A 17757-nucleotide genomic window follows, 5' to 3' on the forward strand; every position below is an offset into this window, starting at 1 on the left:
GGTTGCTTTAACATCTTGTTTTCATCAAAAAATGAGCTGTTAAAATTAAAATACGCTGTATTGTTCCGTTTGGCAATCCTTTTTGTAAAATAATTTTTATTGGATGTATTTATTAAAATTAAGCTGCTGTTTTAGCGAATCCAGGGGTTAAAAAAACCAAGCCGAAGCTTGGTTTTTGTTGGGTCTTTATTTAAGCGCGTTACTCATCATTGATCAAAATGAATCACACTACGAATAGATTTACCCTCATGCATTAAATCAAAGGCTTCATTAATTTGGTCTAGCCCCATGGTGTGCGTTACAAATGGTTCGAGTTGAATATCACCCTTCATGGCTTCTTCAACCATGCCTGGCAATTGCGAACGACCTTTTACACCACCAAACGCAGTTCCTTTCCAAGTACGACCTGTCACCAATTGGAATGGACGAGTTGAAATTTCCTGACCTGCACCTGCAACACCAATAATAATGGATTGTCCCCAACCACGATGCGCACATTCTAAAGCGGAACGCATCACATTGGTATTTCCAATACATTCAAAAGAATGATCTACGCCCCAACCTGTTTTTTCCACAATGACTTCCTGAATTGGGCGGTCATAATCTTTTGGATTTAAGAATTCGGTTGCACCAAATTGTTCTGCCAATTTGAATTTCTCTGGGTTGGTATCAATGGCGATAATACGGCTGGCTTTGGCTTTATGCGCACCTTGCACAACTGCTAAACCAATACCACCTAAGCCAAATACCGCAACGGTATCGCCTTCTTGGACTTTTGCAGTATTTTTAACTGCACCTAAACCAGTTGTAACACCGCAACCTAATAAGCAAACTTGCTCATGATTGGCTTCAGGATTAATTTTTGCTAAAGATACTTCAGCAACTACCGTATATTCACTAAAGGTTGAACAGCCCATGTAGTGATAAATCGGTTGTCCATTATAAGAAAAACGTGTCGTGCCATCAGGCATTAAACCTTTACCTTGTGTCGCACGTACGGAAACGCATAGGTTGGTTTTACCAGATTTACAGAATAAACATTCGCCACATTCTGCTGTGTAAAGCGGAATCACATGATCGCCTGGTTGAACACTGGTCACACCCTCACCAACTTCAACCACAATACCTGCACCTTCATGGCCAAGAACTGCAGGGAAAACACCTTCAGGATCTTCACCCGATAAGGTAAATGCATCGGTATGGCATACCCCTGTGTGGGTAATTTTGACCAAGACTTCTCCAGCCTGCGGCGGTGCAACATCAATTTCAACAATTTCAAGCGGCTGACCTGGGCCGAATGCGACGGCTGCACGTGATTTCATGAGCAAATTATCCCTAAAAAATACATTAACAGATGATAAGGGGCTGCTGACAATTCGTCTATGTTTGCGATGTGAGAGAGATATCTCGCAAGCTATTTATAAAATATCAACAGACTCTCACAATACCCTCTTTCTATTCAGAGTTTCAAGCATTAACATGAGGATAATCTCCATGTATAAATACAGAATGACTTAAGAATAATCATGAAGATCCAAAGACCTTGTTACTGGCTTGGAATGTTGGCTTTTTTCGCTATTTTACTGACAGGATGCAGTTTACCGATGAATCAAGCGAGCAAAGATAGCCCTGTTGAGCATTATGTAGATCATTGGCTGAATGGTCAGGAAATTGATGCACATTTATCCCAAAATTTAACAGCGTATCTTTCTCTAAATGATGCCTTTAGTAGCATCGCCTCGCGTTTATATTTGATTCAAAAAGCACAGCACCATTTAGATTTACAATATTACATTTGGGAAGATGATTTAATTGGTCAGTTGATGTTGGCTGAACTGCTCAAAGCAGCAGATCGTGGTGTAAAAGTTCGTTTATTAATTGATGATCAAAATGGTACGCAACTTGATCCAACCTTAAAACGGCTTGCTCAGCATCCTAATTTTGAAATAAAAATTTTCAATCCGTACAAATATCGGCATTTTCGTGTGATGGATTATTTGTTTCGTTTTAAACAAATCAATCGCCGTATGCACAATAAACTAATTATTGCCGATGGGGCAATTGCCGTGACAGGTGGGCGTAATATTAGCCGTGAATATTTTGATGCCAGTGAAAATTTTCAATTTACTGATATGGATATTCTATTCTATGGCAGTGCTGTCCCCCAAGCCAATGCCGTGTTTTTAGAGTTTTGGAATGACGAACTAAGCTATTCAGTAAAGCAATTATTAGGCACAGGCAACGCGTTGCAATTGAGAGAATTGCGTAATCGCTATGAATTAAATGCCAAATATAAAGATAAAATTCGTGAACGTGTGGCTAACGCGCAAGAAGAAGTCAGCATCAAATTAGAACAACATCCTGTACAGTGGGTACGTGCGCATTTTGTGGCAGATTCTCCGAATAAAATTCGGGGTACAGCTCAAGGCGAGCAACTGATTTACAAACAAATGTTAAAGTTAATGGGTGAGCCCAAACAACATTTAGAACTGGTTTCTGCCTATTTTGTCCCAACAGAAGATGGTCTTAAAACACTCACTCAACTGGCTGAAAAAGGAATACAGATACGTGTATTGACCAATTCATTTTTAGCCAATGATGTGCCTTTGGTACATGCATTTTATCAGCAGTATCGCGTAGATTTACTTAAATCAGGTATTCGTTTATATGAATTTAAGCCTTATATTGAACGAAAAAAGCGTACTTGGTATGAAGTTGCAACGGGTAACGTAATTCCTGCCAAAGGCAAAAACGCCTCGAGTTTACATGCCAAATTCTTTGATATAGATGGCATGGTCTTTGTAGGTTCTTTTAACCTTGATCCTCGTTCTGCAAAATTAAATACCGAAGTTGGCTTGGTGTTAGAGTCTGAACAATTGCAAAACGATGTTTCTCAATCTTTAGACCGCTATTTGCCACAAATTGCGTATGAACTGCAATTAGACGAAAACGGTCAAATTATTTGGTTAGATCATCAGGCAGATGGCAGTATTCAAACGTATCATCATGATCCTGAAACCACACAGTTTCAGCGTTTTATGATGAAAACAGTTTCATTATTCCCTATTGAATGGATGATGTAATGACAATAGATAGACATTAATTATGGAAGCGTATTTTTCTTTCTCTGCCATCACTGTCTACAATTATTTAAAGTTACTTATAGTAAGCCTATTTCTTTAAATAAGTTAAAATACGCTTCTGCCTTTTTCTCTAAAGCTAAAGGATAGGCTCGTGAAGATGAAGGCATCCGATATAAATGCAGCTCACGCTTGGCAAAATAGCAATGTGTCGCCTGCCCAATTTGAGGTTTTTCGGCAGATTCAGGCATAGATAACATGAGTGTATCAGTCGCTTTATCGCCTGTGGTCATAATGCTTTGACATAAAGGTATCTTGCTTAAAAGTGCTGCAATATCCATTGGTTTTTCAATCTGTAAAAATTTGTCTGATGCATTGCCTTTTAAGCGAATCACCTGCTGCGCCGTATCTGAAATAGCAATGCCAGTGGTGTTTAAAAAATCAATAATTTTATGAAGATGAAAATTTTTAGCTTCTAAATCTAAAAAGTAGTTTTTATCTTGAAAAAAGCATAAGCCCAAAATTCGCCACATATCATTTTGATAATTCGGATAATAAAAATCCATTTTCCAACGGCTTTTAGGTGGTGGAAAACTCCCAAGCATTAACAGCTTGGCATTGGCTGGTAAAAAGGGTTCGAGTGGATGGGTTTCTATTTTAGAATCAGACATTTATAGATTGAACCTTTGGTCTTTAAATTAAGCTAAGACATTGCAGTACGAGCAACTTCATAATGATTTTTATGTAACTTCCCTTGATTGAATAACCATGTCGCAACTTCTGGCCAAAAATACATTGCAGATCTAGATGCAAGTCCATACATCGGACGTGGAAAGTTTCCGTCACCACGTTTATTTTGCGCATATAAAGATAATGCTTGACGAGTCATTCCAGCACGTTCAGCCATTACTGCCAAAGTTGAATAACCTTGCTCTTCTACTATCAGATCATGAAATCCTAATGAGCGAATATTGTCTAATGCTGAGTGAATCGCTTGTTCTGCATTTTCAGCTTCACGGTCAAACTCAAGATAAATTGTATCGTTATAACTGCAAACTAATGCATCATCACAACCCGCTTCAAAGAACTTATCTTCTAGCACAGACAGATCAGAACGTGCGTCACGTACCACAACAGTAAAGTGATAGTTATTCATAGTTCATCTCTATGACATTGCTTTACTTTACGCAAGATTTGTTTTGCATGTGCTGATTTACCTGAATCGACAACATCCCAGCCGTTTTCAATCGCATATTCAATTGCTTCGCGAATATGTTTATTGGGATGTTTCTTCATATTTTCATTCTGCTTGATGATTTAATTATAATTTAGTGTTGACGATTGTTAACACTATACCATTATTTAAGTTAATTTACCTAAAACCACTCCAAAATCCTATCCGAGACTTCTTTCCCCCAAATCTGGTAAATTTCTTTACTTGGATGAAAACCATCTTTTGCCATTTCTAAATTCATGGATTGATATTTTCGAATATCATATTCAATCCACTGCATATCTTCTTGTTGTGCAATCATTTTTTCTAATTGTAAGTTCATTTGTTTTGCGTATTGTCCAAATAGCCAAGATAATGGATTGGGCAATGCGGGAAATAAATGCATTGGTGGAACCCCCGTAGCAATGATTAATTCAGGTTGGAATTTCGCTTGAATAAGTTGATAAAAATGTTGCTGTTGTTTAATCCAAGTCTGTGCCGACATTAAGCGTGTTACATCGTTGACACCAACAGAAGTAACCACAACATCATATTTTTGATTTACCAGTTTTTTCGTTTTTTGAATGACTTGTGAGGTAGTATCTCCAGACTGCGCCTCTAAACGCCAATGTACTTGGTACTGATGCTGCAAAGCAGAAATCACCGCACCTAAAAGCGCATCATTTTGATGTGCTACCCCAACGCCTGCAGCGGCAGAATCGCCTAAAATCAATAATGACAGCGTTTGCCCTTGCCCTGTAATACCTTCTCGTGCGCCTTCGGCTTCAGGCAATCGGATCGTGTTCTTTTTAACACGACTTCCCTGAATCACCAAAGCGGGAATTAAGGCAAGGGTTGCTGTTCTAAGCCACATCACATTTCACTCTTAAATACGAAAACCGAAAATACAAATTTTAAACCCAAACAAAAGTAGAGACTCAAATATAAAAATAGCATCGTGTCATTTAAAGTGATTGCATTCATCATCAGCTTTAAATTTCAGGATGCTATTCAAATACTATGATATCGCTGCTATTTAGCCGAGTTTATTGACCAATTTTAATGGTAAAACTTTCATAGCTAAGCCCAATGGCAACCATGGCCATTTAGGTACATAGGCTTTAATTGGCGCTTTTTCAATTTCTGCAGCAAGTAAGCGTGAACCTGTTTTTTCATCAACTTCAAAAGGCAGTTTTTTTGCACCTTCGTTGATTTCGGTACGAATATAACCAGGGAAAATAGTCGTAACTTGAATAGGTGTATCAATTAATTCTGCACGAATTCCTTCTGCTAAATGTGCTACTGCAGCTTTACTTGCACCGTAAGCAGTAAGATGTTTTGGCATACCACGAATGGCACTCATAGATGAAATCATCACCAAATGCCCTGAGTTTTGCTCACGGAAAATTTCAACCGCGGCTTCACACTGCGCCAAAGCTGAAATAAAGTTGGTTTCTACTGTGGCTTTGTTGATGGCAAAATTACCTTTACCAATGCGACGTCCTTCGCCCACGCCTGCATTGACAATAATGCGGTCAATTTGTCCAAAATCTTGTTTAAATTCACGAAACACCTGAAACACCTGATCATAATTGGTGACATCCAGCGTTTTTGCAATAACACGAATACCAAACTGGCTTTCCAGTTCTTGTTTCAGCGTTTCCAAACGCTCTAAACGTCGGGCGCAAATTGCAAGGTTATAACCCATTTGAGCAAATTCACGTGCCATACCCGCACCAATACCTGAACTTGCACCTGTAATTAGAATTGTTTTTGTCATGGTTTGATCCTTAAATCCAAGTCAATAAATTTGAGTTTTCAGCTTTAATAAAATGATGTTCATTCAAGCTTAACAGTTGTGGTTCACTGCCGACCAAACGTAAAGTGGTGATACTTGAGTTAGTAATTGCCCAGTTCAATGCAAAGGTTTTATTGGGCGTTAAGCCTAAAATTTTACCTGCAGCCACAGAAATCACACCACCAGAAGTAAATACCACAGCATATCGTGGTTGTTTTTGGGCTAAGTCATCACATAAATGCTGCAATGCATCTTCGACACGCTGTTTAAAATGCGGCCAAGATTCTTCATATTCATGGTGATATTCACCGCCCGTCCAGCGTTCTATCGCACCTTCAAAAATTTTTGCCAAATATGCACGAGGATTGACCTCTTTGGCGACATCTTCTTTCATCAATTCAGGTTGATTAAAACGCGGTTCATACTGCGCGAAAACCTGTTGATGATTAAACTCGTTCCATGCACTGTCGGTATGAATTTCGACCTCAGGAAAACATTCTGCCAAAGCCAGTTGTGCAGTTTGCTGATGGCGCTGCATTGAACCAGCCACCACATAGGGTGCTTCTTTTAAAATGCGATCAAAATAACGTCCGAGCAATTTGGCTTGTAACTCACCATTAGGCGAAAGTTGATCATAACTTTCTGCCCCAAAAGATGCTTGCCCATGACGAATTAAATAAATGGTGGTCATTTCGGCATCAATTCCTTAAATTTGGCGATATATTTTTGTGCTAGTTCATTTGCTTCCAGTTTTTGTAAACCAATTAACTTTAAGGCACGAATATGCAAAGCATGAATGACAATCCAGAAATCCTTAAATGCAGGATTATTGGTTTGCTTGTGGAAATAACGATAATAAATTTGCTGGGCGATCACCGCTAAACGGAAAATTCCAAACACTTCATAGAATGTCCAGTTATCGGTGCTCAAGCCTGTTTTTTGCAAATAATAGTCCACCACTTGCTGACGTGTGAACATGCCTTTTAAGTGCGTTGGTTGACGACGGGTGGCTTTAAAAATTTGATTATCGGTATCTTCAACCCAATATGCCAAAGCCGAGCCTAAATCCATGAGTGGATCGCCCAGTGTTGCCATTTCCCAGTCCAAAACGCCAATCACTTGAGTCGGATGTTTCGGGTCTAAAATCACATTATCAAAACGCCAGTCGTTATGAATAATGCAGGTTTTTGAATCTGCAGGAATATGGTCTAACAACCATTTACGCACATATTTAAAAGATGGCACGTTGATGGTATGTGCTTTGGCATAGCGTGCATCCCAACCTTCTACCTGACGTCGGCAATAACCATCACCTTTCCCTAATTTTTCTAGCTCAGTTCCTGCATAAGGTACTTGATGCAGCTCAATCAGTTTATCAATGACATTTACACAAAGTTCATGTACTTGAGTTTCGCTAAAATCAAGCTCTGGTGGCAATTTTGCACGTGGGATAATGCCTTCAATACGTTGCATCACGTAAAAATCGCAGCCAATTACAGCTTCATCCTGACACAACGCCACCATTTCAGGTAACACAGGATAAAACGGGGCTAAATTCTTTTGCACATGATATTCACGCGCCATGTCATGTGCAGATTTAGCTTTAGTACCTTTGGGCGGACGACGCAAAATTAAATCAGCATTGCTGTACTTAAGGCGATATGTCCAGTTCGATGCACCGCCTGAATATTGTGTGACTTCTACAGGTTCTACGACATCGACATTTTGTTGTTTTAACCATGCTGTCACTGCCTGAATATCGAGTTCTTCGCCTTCGCGTACTGTGCCGCCTACATCAATAACTGACATTATTTTTCCCTAATTTTCCAATTTTTTTAATCTAACATAGATTTTCCGTGTTCTCTTGAGATGTATCGGCAATATAGAAAATATTGCCGAATACACTACCAAGCGACACAATAAAAAATTCGCAACTGACTTATTTTTTGCGGCTGCTACGATAACCACGTTTAGCCAACTCAAGTTTGGCAATCATGCCTTTGTGTACTTCGTCTGGTCCATCGGCAAGACGTAAACTACGCGCTTGGGCAAAGAAACCTGTCAACGGTGTATCTCTAGATACGCCTGCACCACCATGAATCTGCATCGCCATATCAACTACTTTTTCCAAGACACTTGGTGCAACCACTTTAATGGCAGAAATTTCGGTAAGTGCTGCCATATTGCCTAAAGTATCCATTTTATAGGCTGCATAGAGAGTTAATAAACGTGCTTGGTCAATCGCCACACGTGCTTCCGCTACACGCTCCAAATTGCCACCGAGTTTCAGAATTTCCTTGCCAAATGCGGTACGACTCATGCCACGGTCAATCATCAACTCCAAAGATTTTTCGGCTGCACCAATACAACGCATACAATGGTGAATACGCCCCGGACCTAAACGACCTTGTGCAATTTCAAAACCTTGTCCTGCACCGCCAATAAAGTTGGCAACAGGCACACGCACGTTATCAAAACTGACTTCGCCATGACCGTGTGGCGCGTCGTAATCACCAAATACAGGTAACATGCGTTGAATTTTAACGCCCGCAGTATCCACAGGGACTAAAACCATAGAGTGTTGATGATGACGGTCTTTGGTTTCATCGGGTGTATGCGCCATAAAAATAATAATTTTGGCATTTGGATCGCCCAAACCTGAAGACCACCATTTACGACCATTCAAGACAATTTCATCGCCGTCTACGACTGCTGTTGCCTGCATATTGGTCGCATCACTTGAAGCCACTGCAGGTTCAGTCATACAAAACACAGAACGAATTTTACCTTCAAGCAGCGGTGTCAGCCATTCTGCCTTTTGTGGTTCAGAACCATAGCGCCATAAAACTTCCATGTTGCCGCTGTCGGGTGCATTACAGTTAAATACGGTTGGCGCAATCAAACTGCGTCCACTCAACTCTGCAATGTGTGCATATTCTTGTACCGACAAACCTTGTCCTAATTCTGGACAAGGTAAAAACATATTCCATACACCTGCAGCTTTGGCTTTGGCTTTTAATTGTTCTAATTGTGCTGGCCATTGCCATTTAGTCCAGTCACCACCCTGATTTAATTCGTGAACTTCTGCCCAGAATTCAGCTTCAATCGGCTCAATTTCTTTGGCAATAAAGGCTTTGGTACGTTCTATATAGTCTTTGGCGCGTGCAGATAGCTCAAACATGGTTCAAATCCCTTAAAATATTGTATTCATTGCTTTACAACACCTTAACTTGAAAAGTAATATGAACAAAATGATTTAATTCAATAAAACACTATGAATCATGTTCATAACAATGCAAAAGTTGATCTTACCGTTTTTCATCGTTTAGACATCAATTTATACCCGATGTTTGTTGCAATTTATGAGCAGCGCAGTATTTCCAAAGCTGCACAAATTTTGTGTATTAGCCAATCTGCCGCCAGTCATGCTTTGCAGCGTTTAAGACAACATTTACAAGATGATTTACTGGTGCGAAGTGGCAATAAAATGCTGCCTACGCCTTTTGCCGAGCAAATTTATCCGACTATTAAAAATGCCTTGTTGGCGATTCAAAGTATTGCAATACAGAAACAGCAATTTGAGCCGAATATGTTGCAATCGCTCAAAATTGCTATCCATGATGAAATTGAACCGATTATTTTTCCTAAATTGGTGGCGCATTTTCAAAAGTTGAACTTGGATATTCAATTTCTGAGCCACAAATTAGACCGCAAAACGGTTTTGGCAGATTTAGCAACACAACAAATTGATTTTGTAATTGATTTAGAACAAAACTTTGGCGATAAAATTCAGTTTCAATCCTTAGTTCAAGACCAATTTGTGGTCTGTAGTTCACAACAAGAAATGAATACTGCACTTTATTTATCTTCTGCACATATTGGGGTTTCATCACGGCGTACTGGTATGTTGCTAGAAGATATTTATTTGCATCAAAAGCAATTATCACGGCAGGTTTTTTTACGTTGTCAGCACTATTCTACGGCGTTACAGATTTTACAGCAGCATTCTCAAGCCATACTAACTATTCCTAAAATGATTTTAAAGCATTTGAATATGAGCCAAAAATTGAATATTTTTGATGTGCCTGTTGACTTGCCTGTAATTAATATGGGGATGTATTGGCATAAAGATTTACAGGAAAATTCAAGGCATTATTTCTTAAGAGAGGAAATTTCTAAAATCTTTGCTTAGGCTATTTTGAATTAATCTTGAATTTGCAAGTGGTTGCTAATCGTCTTGTATGATTCTATAAAAAATAAAAGCCGCCGAGACAGCTTTTTAATATGGGTTTGTTCTTAAAACTTCGCTTCCAATACTTTTGTAGATACTTTGCCTTTCCATAAATCACGCAAAATTGGCAAATAGAACTTTTCACCTACTTCTACCAATTCTGCATCAATTAAGGCATGTATTTCATGCATAAATAAATAATCTAGCTCTACAGTTTGTAATTGTTGTTGGGCTTTGGCGAAGTCTTTACGTTTTTGTTGGGCTTGTTTCACCAATTGATCTGCAAATGTCTTGCCTTTGAACTGACTGAGCGCATTTAAACGTAATTCAATTACGCCCCACCCACTGAGCAACAACTTAAATAATTCTAAATCTGCAGTGGTCGATTCCCACGTCATTTCTTCCAGATTTTCATTTTCAGGCAATACAGGTAGTAAAAGCTCCATTACACTTGGAAAAATCTTTTTAAAATTCAAGATAAATTTAACAGGCTGCTCACCCGGGTAATCTTTAAATTGCACGTGTTGCTGAACATCTGTTAAATAAATTGAGAGCATTGAAAATTTCCGTAGTTAAGATATTGAGTTGCTTATAAAAAAATTAAATTTTGCAAAATAAATGCAAAACTTTAGCAAAACAGTATTTTGAAGTATTGCGTATTCTAGCAATTATGGCAGCTTAATCAATGTAAGTTGAATAAGGAACGGACATAAAAGAAAGCATCTAAAAGTGGTTAATGCGACTAAATGACGGGTTTTGAACTATTACATTTAGATAGCACCTTGTAGCAGCCTATTCTGCCGTTATGCAAATTATGTCTTTACACCAACACATAAATTTAAAATCGTATTAGGATGAATTACCCCTCTACATTCAAATTAGGTGCAATAGAAAACCCAGCATTTAGGCTGGGTTTAGTATATTTTACTTGATTAATGCAACGCCATTTCCGCGCTTTTAGCTAAGAATGCCGAACGGCTTAAATGTTGTTTTTTTGCAACAGCATCAATACGTTTCACTAAAGCTTCTGGCATGCTGATATTAATACGAATAGACTTTGTATTTACTTTTGTTGTATCAATATCAACTAACAACCAAAAACCCCCCTCAAATCGCTCATCACCTAACCATTGCTCTGGGCTTGATGGTTCTGGTAACGGAATATCTTCACCATCAAAGTGAACTTCAACCGCTTCCTGTGCCATGCGCTGAATATCTTGCATCTCATCTGCTGCGCTAAAGCATCCATCAAAGTCAGGAAAGGTTAAACCGTATGCGCTATCTTCATCTTTGTGAACATATACTGGATATAACATTTTTACCTCCACTCCCAACCAACCTGTTTATATATATTGCGTAGAGTTCCTATTGGCATATCTTTACGTGGATGTGGTACCACAACATGTCCAGGCTTTTCAGGATGCTTATACTTTTCATGGTCGCCTTTACCACCCACTTTGTACCAGCCTTCCTGCTCAAGACGCTTAATAATGTCTTTGCTGTTCATTGTGTAATTATACACAACATAATTTTAATAAGGAAGGATGCCCAAAATTTTCCCTGATTTTCATAAACAAAGTCTGTGTCTACCTCGCATCATGTGCAGACAAACACAGACCTTGAATTTGTTTAAAACTGATTACTTGGTATTCGGTGCAATCATTTGTTCAGGACGTACCACTTCATCAAACTGCTCTGCTGTGACCAAATTCAGCTCTACTGCAACTTGCTTTAAGGTTTTATTTTCCTTATAAGCTGTTTTAGCCACCTTCGCTGCATTCTCATAACCAATTACAGGATTCAAAGCGGTCACTAACATGAGTGAATCATGCAAAAAGTGATCTATTTTTTCACGGTTTGCTTGAATGCCAACGGCACAATGCTCATTAAAGCTATTGCAGGCATCACCCAAGAGTTGAATAGATTGCAATAAGTTATATGCGATCACTGGCATAAATACATTCAGCTCAAAATTGCCCGATGCACCTGCCACGTTAATCGTGGTGTCATTGCCCAATACCTGTGCAACTACCATGGTCATCGCTTCGCTTTGTGTTGGATTAACCTTACCCGGCATAATACTTGAACCAGGTTCATTTTCTGGAATACGCAACTCACCAAAACCACAACGCGGGCCACTGGCTAACCAGCGAATATCATTGGCAATTTTATTTAAACTCACCGCCAAAGTTTTTAATGCACCCGAAGCAAATACTGCAGCATCACGCCCTGCCAAAGCCTCAAACTTATTTGGTGCAGTCACAAAAGCTAAGCCTGTAAGCTGTGCCAATTGCTCCGCTGCCTGTACCGCATAATCAGGATGTGCATTTAAGCCTGTACCGACTGCTGTACCACCAAGCGGCAACTCATACAAGCCTGTTAAAGCCTGTTCCAAACGCTTTAAACTATGATCTAATTGAGATACATAGCCACTAAATTCCTGCCCTAAAGTTAATGGTGTCGCATCTTGTAAATGTGTACGTCCAATTTTGACAATTTCAGAAAATTCTTCACTTTTGGCATGCAACGTATCACGCAAACCCTTTACTGCAGGAATGAGCAGTTCATTAATTTGCAAACTCGCTGCTACATGAATTGCAGTTGGAAAAGAATCATTGGTCGATTGGGCACGATTGACATGATCATTCGGATGTACAGGCTTTTGCGCACCTAAAGGATTCCCCAGTTTTTGATTGGCGATATTGGCAATCACTTCATTACAGTTCATGTTACTTTGCGTACCCGAACCTGTTTGCCACACCACCAAAGGAAATTGGCTATCCCACTGCCCTGCAATGACTTCATCTGCTGCACCGACAATGTACTGCGCCAACTCTTGCGGGATTTGCCCTAAGTTTGCATTGGTGATTGCCGCAGCTTTTTTAACCAAACCCATAGCGCGAATCATGGCGCGTGGTAAACGCTCATTGCCAATTTTGAAATTTTGTAAGCTACGCTGAGTTTGTGCGCCCCAAAGCGCGTCATTCGGAACTTCAACTTCACCCATGGTGTCATGTTCAATACGTGTTTGCATGTTCAGCCTCATTCCTTCGTGATTTCAATGATGTCATGTGCTCTTATCTCGATCTTATAAAAAACAGACAGCCCAGTAAATGATAATTATTATCAATAATTCCGTTGCATTGTATCTGTTTCAGCTATGAGGCTTCGTGAATCGCATCTCAACGAATTTTATAGCGCTTACTTTTAATGCTTAAGCGTATTTTGATAAAAACGCCATTCATCCTCTAGCATTTTTTCCAGACTACGTTTTGGCTGCCAGTGTAAATATTGTTGTGCCTTATCTACGACTGCACCTAACTGATCTAACTCAGGATATTCATAATGAATTGCAGGAACTGTAGCAATTTCAGTGTCAGTGACTTCACTAATACGTGCAAGTAATTGTTGAATTGAAACCACTTCTCCCGCAATATTAAAAGCTTCACAGCTATGCGTTTGCTCAAATAACCAATGCAGGCTTGCAATCACAGCATCACAGGCATCGAGTACGTGCACAAAGCTACGTTCTACAGTTTGATCTGCAGTATTGGCTTGCTGACGTAGCTCAATCGCTTCACGCTGCTGTACTGCGACTTGCATCGCCAAAGGAATAATATTTTTAGGTAACGGAGCAACGACTTCGCCTAAAATACCGTGTTCAAATGCACCTGCTATATTACTCAAGCGCAAAATAGCGATATTCCATTCATTATCGGTTCTAAAAGTATCTTGGATGATTTCTTCAACCATCTGCTGAGATTTCACATACGGATTGGCATAGGTGTAATTAAAGCTCTGGCTTTCTTCCAGACTCAATCCCGACTTACCATAGACCGCGATACTTGAAAGATGCACTAAACGACGCACGCCTGTACGTTGCATAGAACGCAATAAACTCATAATACAACTGACGTTATCGTTATAATATTCCAGTGGTTTAAGCACCGATTCTTCTAAAGATTTAAACCCTGCACAATGCACCACCGCAGTAATCGAATATTGTTCAAAAACTTTGTTCAGCGCAGGCGTGTTTCTTACATCTAATTTGGCAAAAGGCACATAACGCCCTGCAATATATTCAAGTCGCTCTAAGGTCTGCATACTTGCATTGGATAAATTATCTACAATAATGACCTCTTGCCCTTGAGCCATTAGGCTTAATGCAATGTGTGAGCCTATAAAGCCTAAACCACCAGTCACTAAAATCATTTATACTACCTTTTTTATAAAGTCTGAATGCGCCTTGGCACATTGCATTAGTGAATTTTGATGAGCACCTTATTACTAATAACCTCCGCACCAACCTCTATTCATGCATGGCATGCACTCGGTCTTGCTCAAGCCTTACAACAGAAAAATGAGGCTTTTCGTGTGTTTTTTTATCAAGATGGCGTTGCTGTAGCGAATGAGTTGCAATGGGTACCCGATGATCAACGCAACCTCAAAACAGAATGGCAAAAATTGTCTATTCGTTTACCCGTATGTGTAAGTGCCGCACTGGCACGTGGTATTAGCGATGCAGACAATGCCAAACGCCATCAACTGAGCCAACACAATTTAGCCGCAGGCTTTGAATTGGTTGGCTTGGGCGAACTGGCCGATGCAGTGCAAAGCACAGAACGCCTGATTCAATTTTAAGCGATTCATTTTGTAAATCTGTTGCATTTAAAAGGTAAATTGTGTGAAAACTGTACTCGTGGTTTTACGTCAGGCAAATTTAAACAGCTTACAAGTGCATGAAAGCTTGTCTGCAACAATGGTACTGGCAACTTTTGGTTGTGAAGTCAAAGTGTTATTACAAGATGCGGCATTAAGCCTATTACAGTCGGAACTGGCATTTGATTCACTAAAACATGCTTTTAAAGTGGCATCCAATTTGGTCGATAGCTTTGAGTTTTATGACCTCAGCCCAATTTTGATTGAAAATAAACATGCTAACTCGCCGTTTATCAAAAATACGGTACATGAAATTGAATGGGTGGAACTGAATCGGGAGCTGATTCAAACCTTTGATCGGGTTTTATATTGGTAGGTTGATCGGTGGTTTAACAATCTGATTGATCATTTGACCATATCTAAACATCTAAAGAGAAAAGCATGTCTGACGCAAATTTATATTTAATCCAAGCGAGCTTTGATAGCACCGCAACAATTTTAGCAGAGCTAAATGCCTTGTATGCTCCGCAAGACAGCGTTGTACTTATGGGTGATGCGGTATTGCATCAGCAACATCCACTCTGTGCCCAGCTAGACAAAATATATGTACTGGAAAATGATGCAGAAATATTGAATGGTCATTTGGCGGAAAATGTACAGCCGATTAATTATGCAGCTTTTGCAACGCTGTGTTTAGCACATCAGCGCTGTATCAGCTTAAAATAGCAAGCCGTAATGATATGAAACCAATGCAAAGCATTTTTAAGGGTGAATGAAACAAGAGATGACACTAGAATTAGATCAAGATGGACATTTGCTGGATTACACTGTCTGGAATGAACAAGTGGCGCAAGAATTGGCACAAAGTTTAGAGCTTGAACTCACAGCTTGGCATTTTGAAGTTTTGCATGCTGTACGCCAATTTTATCAGCAATTTGGACACTCACCTGCAACGCGTCCTTTAATCAAATTTTTAATGAAAACTGTAAGCCCAGAGATTAACAACGCTGTTTTGCAGGAAAAATTTAATACAGGTTTGGTGGCACGGCATTTAAGTCGTTTAGCGGGTATTCCTAAACCAGCCAACTGCTTATAGACAAACTGTTGCTGATTAATACAGCACTGATTTAGGCTTGTTTTAAATTCTGCTGTGCTTGGATGTACTGATAATACACTGGGGTAAAATGTGGTTTTACTTGCTTGGCATGCAGTTCTTCACCACATTCCGAACATACCACGACAGGTTGAAACGTCTTAGCACAATTTTTATGGATGTATTCCACAGGCTTACCTAAACCTTGATCCATCCATTTATCTGCCCAATTTGCCATAGACAGCATTAAGGGATAAAGCTCCAAGCCCTTCTCTGTCAATTTATATTCAAAACGTTCTTGGCGCTCTACATAAGGCACTTTGACTAAAATTTCATGTTCCACCAAACGCTTTAAACGATCTGACAATACATGCCGCGTTACGCCCAAATGTTGTTGAAAATCATCAAAGCGACGCATGCCCATAAAGGCATTACGAATAATCAGCATCGTCCAACGGTCACCAATCACCGACAAGGTTCGTGCAATCGAACAAGGCTGCTCGCCAATTTCATCCCATTTCATCTATGTCGCCTATCCCTCAGTTCACTACCTGCAAGTTAAAAGATTCTACAGTCTTTGCAAAGTTAGTTTTGCATGAAAATTGATAAAAAATGAAGTATGACTTCACAATCTGCTTAAAAGGAATCCCCAGTTTTTGGGGTTTTATACGCCTGCATTTTCAATCTTTAAATTTGCTATTCACTTATAAGGCAGATCACACTATTTAGATGTAGCTCCTGCACAAAAAACTTGTTCAGTCATACCTGAAGCCGTGAAACTGTTGTGCTGCTGTTCTAAATAACGCTTTGCCACCATTAACATCACAGGTGCAGGATACAAGTTTGGATTGTACTCGGAAATTTCAGCAATATTTTTATAGGCGTGATAGCGTGCACAAAATGCCTGTTTTTGTTGTTCTGCCGTTGCTTGGCTCGTAGGATCATCCAATATTTTTTTGCTGTCATTCACAATTTGCGTGTATTGATTTAACAAATCTTGATATTGTGTTTGGGTCAACCCATTGGCTGTATGTGGAATTGTAATAGGTGTAGATGATGCTTCAAGTGCCAACTGCTGCGCTTGAATACCTTGTGCCATTACGCTCAGACTTTGCAGTCCAAGCATAATGCTCACCGATATTTTTGCCATGTTCGACATGCGCATAAGCTTAAGACTCATCGCCTTCTTTCCAGACATCTTCATAGTCATCAGCATCAATCATAAAGCGGTAGCCTTGTTCTAAAGCCAGATATGGAAGCACGTCAGGCAAAATATCTTGCAACTCGCGCACAGGCATGGTTTCAAAGTTCACTTCATCTTCACCCAATTCACCGCCATAAATGTACCACGCGACTTTTTCTTCACCTTCTGGCGCTTTACGCAAGCCCACAATTGGGTCTTTATTTAAGGTCTGGACTGCAACTGCGACAACATCATCGCCACTCACTGCAATATAGGCTGAACCAAATTCTTCACAGAGCAGTTTTTGTTCTTCTATCAACTCTGCCAAGGCTGAGTTTTTTTGCTTTTGCTGTGGTTTAGACATGACAATTCTCTAAGATAAGCTGTGAGTATTCTAACGAGATTGTACAGATAGAAAATCTTTATTTTTATATTTCTGAGATGCTCAAATGAAGTGCAACGGATATGACATGAATTTGAAATTACTTAGCTTTGAAATA

23 protein-coding genes are annotated in these 17757 nt (G+C 39.6%); 6 read left to right on the forward strand and 17 right to left on the reverse strand.

Annotation, left to right across the window (positions count from 1 at the left end):
* Positions 1-206 precede the first annotated feature (206 nt).
* Positions 207-1322, reverse strand: coding sequence for an S-(hydroxymethyl)glutathione dehydrogenase/class III alcohol dehydrogenase (locus tag FTV43_RS11310; protein WP_004973720.1), 1116 nt, complete (start codon positions 1320-1322; stop codon positions 207-209).
* A 282-nt stretch (positions 1323-1604) separates the two neighbouring features.
* Here FTV43_RS11310 and FTV43_RS11315 point away from each other — a divergent pair, with 282 nt between their 5' ends.
* Positions 1605-3083 (forward strand): phospholipase D family protein, encoded by a 1479-nt coding sequence (locus FTV43_RS11315; protein WP_004973717.1) that lies wholly within the window; start codon positions 1605-1607, stop codon positions 3081-3083.
* A 77-nt stretch (positions 3084-3160) separates the two neighbouring features.
* On the opposite strand, the gene FTV43_RS11320 is transcribed toward FTV43_RS11315, so the two are convergent.
* The 8 genes from FTV43_RS11320 to FTV43_RS11355 all read right to left on the reverse strand — a co-directional run bounded on the left by FTV43_RS11320 (position 3161) and on the right by FTV43_RS11355 (position 9272).
* Positions 3161-3751, reverse strand: coding sequence for a uracil-DNA glycosylase family protein (locus FTV43_RS11320; protein WP_104851964.1), 591 nt, complete (start codon positions 3749-3751; stop codon positions 3161-3163).
* 32 nt (positions 3752-3783) lie between these two features.
* A complete protein-coding gene (locus FTV43_RS11325; protein ID WP_154320746.1) occupies positions 3784-4236 on the reverse strand; it encodes an XRE family transcriptional regulator in 453 nt (150 codons plus the stop codon).
* The gene (locus tag FTV43_RS11330; protein WP_179994187.1) at positions 4233-4376 is read right to left on the reverse strand and encodes a hypothetical protein; all 144 of its coding nucleotides are present in this window, start codon (positions 4374-4376) and stop codon (positions 4233-4235) included. Before FTV43_RS11330 ends, FTV43_RS11325 begins: the two co-directional genes overlap by 4 nt.
* 80 nt (positions 4377-4456) lie before the next feature.
* Complete coding sequence (locus FTV43_RS11335; protein WP_004973578.1) at positions 4457-5167, reverse strand: SGNH/GDSL hydrolase family protein; 711 nt, start codon at positions 5165-5167, stop codon at positions 4457-4459.
* Between the two features lie 162 nt (positions 5168-5329).
* Positions 5330-6073, reverse strand: coding sequence for an SDR family oxidoreductase (locus tag FTV43_RS11340; RefSeq protein WP_004973576.1), 744 nt, complete (start codon positions 6071-6073; stop codon positions 5330-5332).
* 10 nt (positions 6074-6083) lie between these two features.
* Positions 6084-6782, reverse strand: a complete 699-nt coding sequence (locus FTV43_RS11345; RefSeq protein ID WP_004973573.1) for a histidine phosphatase family protein — start codon at positions 6780-6782, stop codon at positions 6084-6086.
* Positions 6779-7900 carry a phosphotransferase family protein gene (locus tag FTV43_RS11350; RefSeq protein ID WP_004973572.1) on the reverse strand — a complete coding sequence of 374 codons (1122 nt, stop codon included), beginning with the start codon at positions 7898-7900 and terminating at the stop codon, positions 6779-6781. Before FTV43_RS11350 ends, FTV43_RS11345 begins: the two co-directional genes overlap by 4 nt.
* A gap of 130 nt (positions 7901-8030) precedes the next feature.
* Positions 8031-9272 carry an acyl-CoA dehydrogenase family protein gene (locus FTV43_RS11355; protein WP_179995484.1) on the reverse strand — a complete coding sequence of 414 codons (1242 nt, stop codon included), beginning with the start codon at positions 9270-9272 and terminating at the stop codon, positions 8031-8033.
* Positions 9273-9365: 93 nt separating this feature from the next.
* Between FTV43_RS11355 and FTV43_RS11360 the strand changes: the two genes are divergently transcribed.
* Positions 9366-10283 carry a LysR family transcriptional regulator gene (locus tag FTV43_RS11360; protein WP_179995485.1) on the forward strand — a complete coding sequence of 306 codons (918 nt, stop codon included), beginning with the start codon at positions 9366-9368 and terminating at the stop codon, positions 10281-10283.
* A gap of 104 nt (positions 10284-10387) precedes the next feature.
* Here FTV43_RS11360 and FTV43_RS11365 read toward each other — a convergent pair whose 3' ends face one another.
* From FTV43_RS11365 to FTV43_RS11385, 5 genes are all read right to left on the reverse strand, one after another.
* Entirely contained in the window at positions 10388-10879 is a 492-nt protein-coding gene (locus tag FTV43_RS11365) for a hypothetical protein (RefSeq protein ID WP_179995486.1), read from the reverse strand.
* 375 nt (positions 10880-11254) lie between these two features.
* The gene (locus FTV43_RS11370; protein WP_004973564.1) at positions 11255-11638 is read right to left on the reverse strand and encodes a type II toxin-antitoxin system HicB family antitoxin; all 384 of its coding nucleotides are present in this window, start codon (positions 11636-11638) and stop codon (positions 11255-11257) included.
* 2 nt (positions 11639-11640) lie between these two features.
* A complete protein-coding gene (locus FTV43_RS11375; RefSeq protein ID WP_179995487.1) occupies positions 11641-11829 on the reverse strand; it encodes a type II toxin-antitoxin system HicA family toxin in 189 nt (62 codons plus the stop codon).
* A 132-nt stretch (positions 11830-11961) separates the two neighbouring features.
* Positions 11962-13356 (reverse strand): class II fumarate hydratase, encoded by a 1395-nt coding sequence (gene fumC, locus FTV43_RS11380; RefSeq protein WP_179995488.1) that lies wholly within the window; start codon positions 13354-13356, stop codon positions 11962-11964.
* 173 nt (positions 13357-13529) lie between these two features.
* On the reverse strand, positions 13530-14534 hold the full coding sequence (locus FTV43_RS11385) for an SDR family NAD(P)-dependent oxidoreductase (protein ID WP_004973559.1): 1005 nt from the start codon (positions 14532-14534) through the stop codon (positions 13530-13532).
* Positions 14535-14594: 60 nt separating this feature from the next.
* On the opposite strand from FTV43_RS11385, the gene tusD reads away from it, so the two are divergent.
* The 4 genes from tusD to FTV43_RS11405 all read left to right on the forward strand — a co-directional run bounded on the left by tusD (position 14595) and on the right by FTV43_RS11405 (position 16077).
* The gene (gene tusD / locus FTV43_RS11390) at positions 14595-14963 is read left to right on the forward strand and encodes a sulfurtransferase complex subunit TusD (protein ID WP_154320742.1); all 369 of its coding nucleotides are present in this window, start codon (positions 14595-14597) and stop codon (positions 14961-14963) included.
* Positions 14964-15006: 43 nt separating this feature from the next.
* Positions 15007-15357: a hypothetical protein gene (locus FTV43_RS11395; protein WP_004973555.1), complete on the forward strand. Its 351-nt coding sequence runs from the start codon at positions 15007-15009 to the stop codon at positions 15355-15357.
* 65 nt (positions 15358-15422) lie between these two features.
* Complete coding sequence (locus FTV43_RS11400; protein WP_004973553.1) at positions 15423-15707, forward strand: DsrH/TusB family sulfur metabolism protein; 285 nt, start codon at positions 15423-15425, stop codon at positions 15705-15707.
* Between the two features lie 58 nt (positions 15708-15765).
* A complete protein-coding gene (locus FTV43_RS11405; protein ID WP_026438386.1) occupies positions 15766-16077 on the forward strand; it encodes a TusE/DsrC/DsvC family sulfur relay protein in 312 nt (103 codons plus the stop codon).
* 31 nt (positions 16078-16108) lie between these two features.
* Here the strand turns inward: FTV43_RS11405 and FTV43_RS11410 are convergent, their stop codons facing one another.
* The 3 genes from FTV43_RS11410 to FTV43_RS11420 form a co-directional block, all read right to left on the reverse strand.
* Entirely contained in the window at positions 16109-16597 is a 489-nt protein-coding gene (locus tag FTV43_RS11410; RefSeq protein ID WP_004973550.1) for a helix-turn-helix domain-containing protein, read from the reverse strand.
* 198 nt (positions 16598-16795) lie between these two features.
* A complete protein-coding gene (locus FTV43_RS11415) occupies positions 16796-17254 on the reverse strand; it encodes a hypothetical protein (RefSeq protein ID WP_026438387.1) in 459 nt (152 codons plus the stop codon).
* Positions 17244-17621 carry a hypothetical protein gene (locus FTV43_RS11420; RefSeq protein ID WP_096902818.1) on the reverse strand — a complete coding sequence of 126 codons (378 nt, stop codon included), beginning with the start codon at positions 17619-17621 and terminating at the stop codon, positions 17244-17246. The genes FTV43_RS11415 and FTV43_RS11420 overlap by 11 nt, the downstream gene beginning before the upstream one ends.
* Positions 17622-17757: the final 136 nt, after the last annotated feature.

Origin of the sequence: Acinetobacter sp. YH16053 (assembly GCF_013417035.1) — a bacterium.
Classification (GTDB): domain Bacteria; phylum Pseudomonadota; class Gammaproteobacteria; order Pseudomonadales; family Moraxellaceae; genus Acinetobacter; species Acinetobacter towneri.

Excerpts from the sequence above, each read along its gene's own strand:
- FTV43_RS11310 (WP_004973720.1), bottom strand. The coding sequence starts at position 1,322 with ATGAAATCACGTGCAGCCGTCGCATTCGGCCCAGGTCAGCCGCTTGAA.
- FTV43_RS11315 (WP_004973717.1), top strand. The coding sequence starts at position 1,605 with ATGAATCAAGCGAGCAAAGATAGCCCTGTTGAGCATTATGTAGATCAT.
- FTV43_RS11320 (WP_104851964.1), bottom strand. The coding sequence starts at position 3,751 with ATGTCTGATTCTAAAATAGAAACCCATCCACTCGAACCCTTTTTACCA.
- FTV43_RS11325 (WP_154320746.1), bottom strand. The coding sequence starts at position 4,236 with ATGAATAACTATCACTTTACTGTTGTGGTACGTGACGCACGTTCTGAT.
- FTV43_RS11330 (WP_179994187.1), bottom strand. The coding sequence starts at position 4,376 with ATGAAGAAACATCCCAATAAACATATTCGCGAAGCAATTGAATATGCG.
- FTV43_RS11335 (WP_004973578.1), bottom strand. The coding sequence starts at position 5,167 with ATGTGGCTTAGAACAGCAACCCTTGCCTTAATTCCCGCTTTGGTGATT.
- FTV43_RS11340 (WP_004973576.1), bottom strand. The coding sequence starts at position 6,073 with ATGACAAAAACAATTCTAATTACAGGTGCAAGTTCAGGTATTGGTGCG.
- FTV43_RS11345 (WP_004973573.1), bottom strand. The coding sequence starts at position 6,782 with ATGACCACCATTTATTTAATTCGTCATGGGCAAGCATCTTTTGGGGCA.
- FTV43_RS11350 (WP_004973572.1), bottom strand. The coding sequence starts at position 7,900 with ATGTCAGTTATTGATGTAGGCGGCACAGTACGCGAAGGCGAAGAACTC.
- FTV43_RS11355 (WP_179995484.1), bottom strand. The coding sequence starts at position 9,272 with ATGTTTGAGCTATCTGCACGCGCCAAAGACTATATAGAACGTACCAAA.
- FTV43_RS11360 (WP_179995485.1), top strand. The coding sequence starts at position 9,366 with ATGAATCATGTTCATAACAATGCAAAAGTTGATCTTACCGTTTTTCAT.
- FTV43_RS11365 (WP_179995486.1), bottom strand. The coding sequence starts at position 10,879 with ATGCTCTCAATTTATTTAACAGATGTTCAGCAACACGTGCAATTTAAA.
- FTV43_RS11370 (WP_004973564.1), bottom strand. The coding sequence starts at position 11,638 with ATGTTATATCCAGTATATGTTCACAAAGATGAAGATAGCGCATACGGT.
- FTV43_RS11375 (WP_179995487.1), bottom strand. The coding sequence starts at position 11,829 with ATGAACAGCAAAGACATTATTAAGCGTCTTGAGCAGGAAGGCTGGTAC.
- fumC (WP_179995488.1), bottom strand. The coding sequence starts at position 13,356 with ATGCAAACACGTATTGAACATGACACCATGGGTGAAGTTGAAGTTCCG.
- FTV43_RS11385 (WP_004973559.1), bottom strand. The coding sequence starts at position 14,534 with ATGATTTTAGTGACTGGTGGTTTAGGCTTTATAGGCTCACACATTGCA.
- tusD (WP_154320742.1), top strand. The coding sequence starts at position 14,595 with ATGAGCACCTTATTACTAATAACCTCCGCACCAACCTCTATTCATGCA.
- FTV43_RS11400 (WP_004973553.1), top strand. The coding sequence starts at position 15,423 with ATGTCTGACGCAAATTTATATTTAATCCAAGCGAGCTTTGATAGCACC.
- FTV43_RS11405 (WP_026438386.1), top strand. The coding sequence starts at position 15,766 with ATGACACTAGAATTAGATCAAGATGGACATTTGCTGGATTACACTGTC.
- FTV43_RS11410 (WP_004973550.1), bottom strand. The coding sequence starts at position 16,597 with ATGAAATGGGATGAAATTGGCGAGCAGCCTTGTTCGATTGCACGAACC.
- FTV43_RS11415 (WP_026438387.1), bottom strand. The coding sequence starts at position 17,254 with ATGAGTCTTAAGCTTATGCGCATGTCGAACATGGCAAAAATATCGGTG.
- FTV43_RS11420 (WP_096902818.1), bottom strand. The coding sequence starts at position 17,621 with ATGTCTAAACCACAGCAAAAGCAAAAAAACTCAGCCTTGGCAGAGTTG.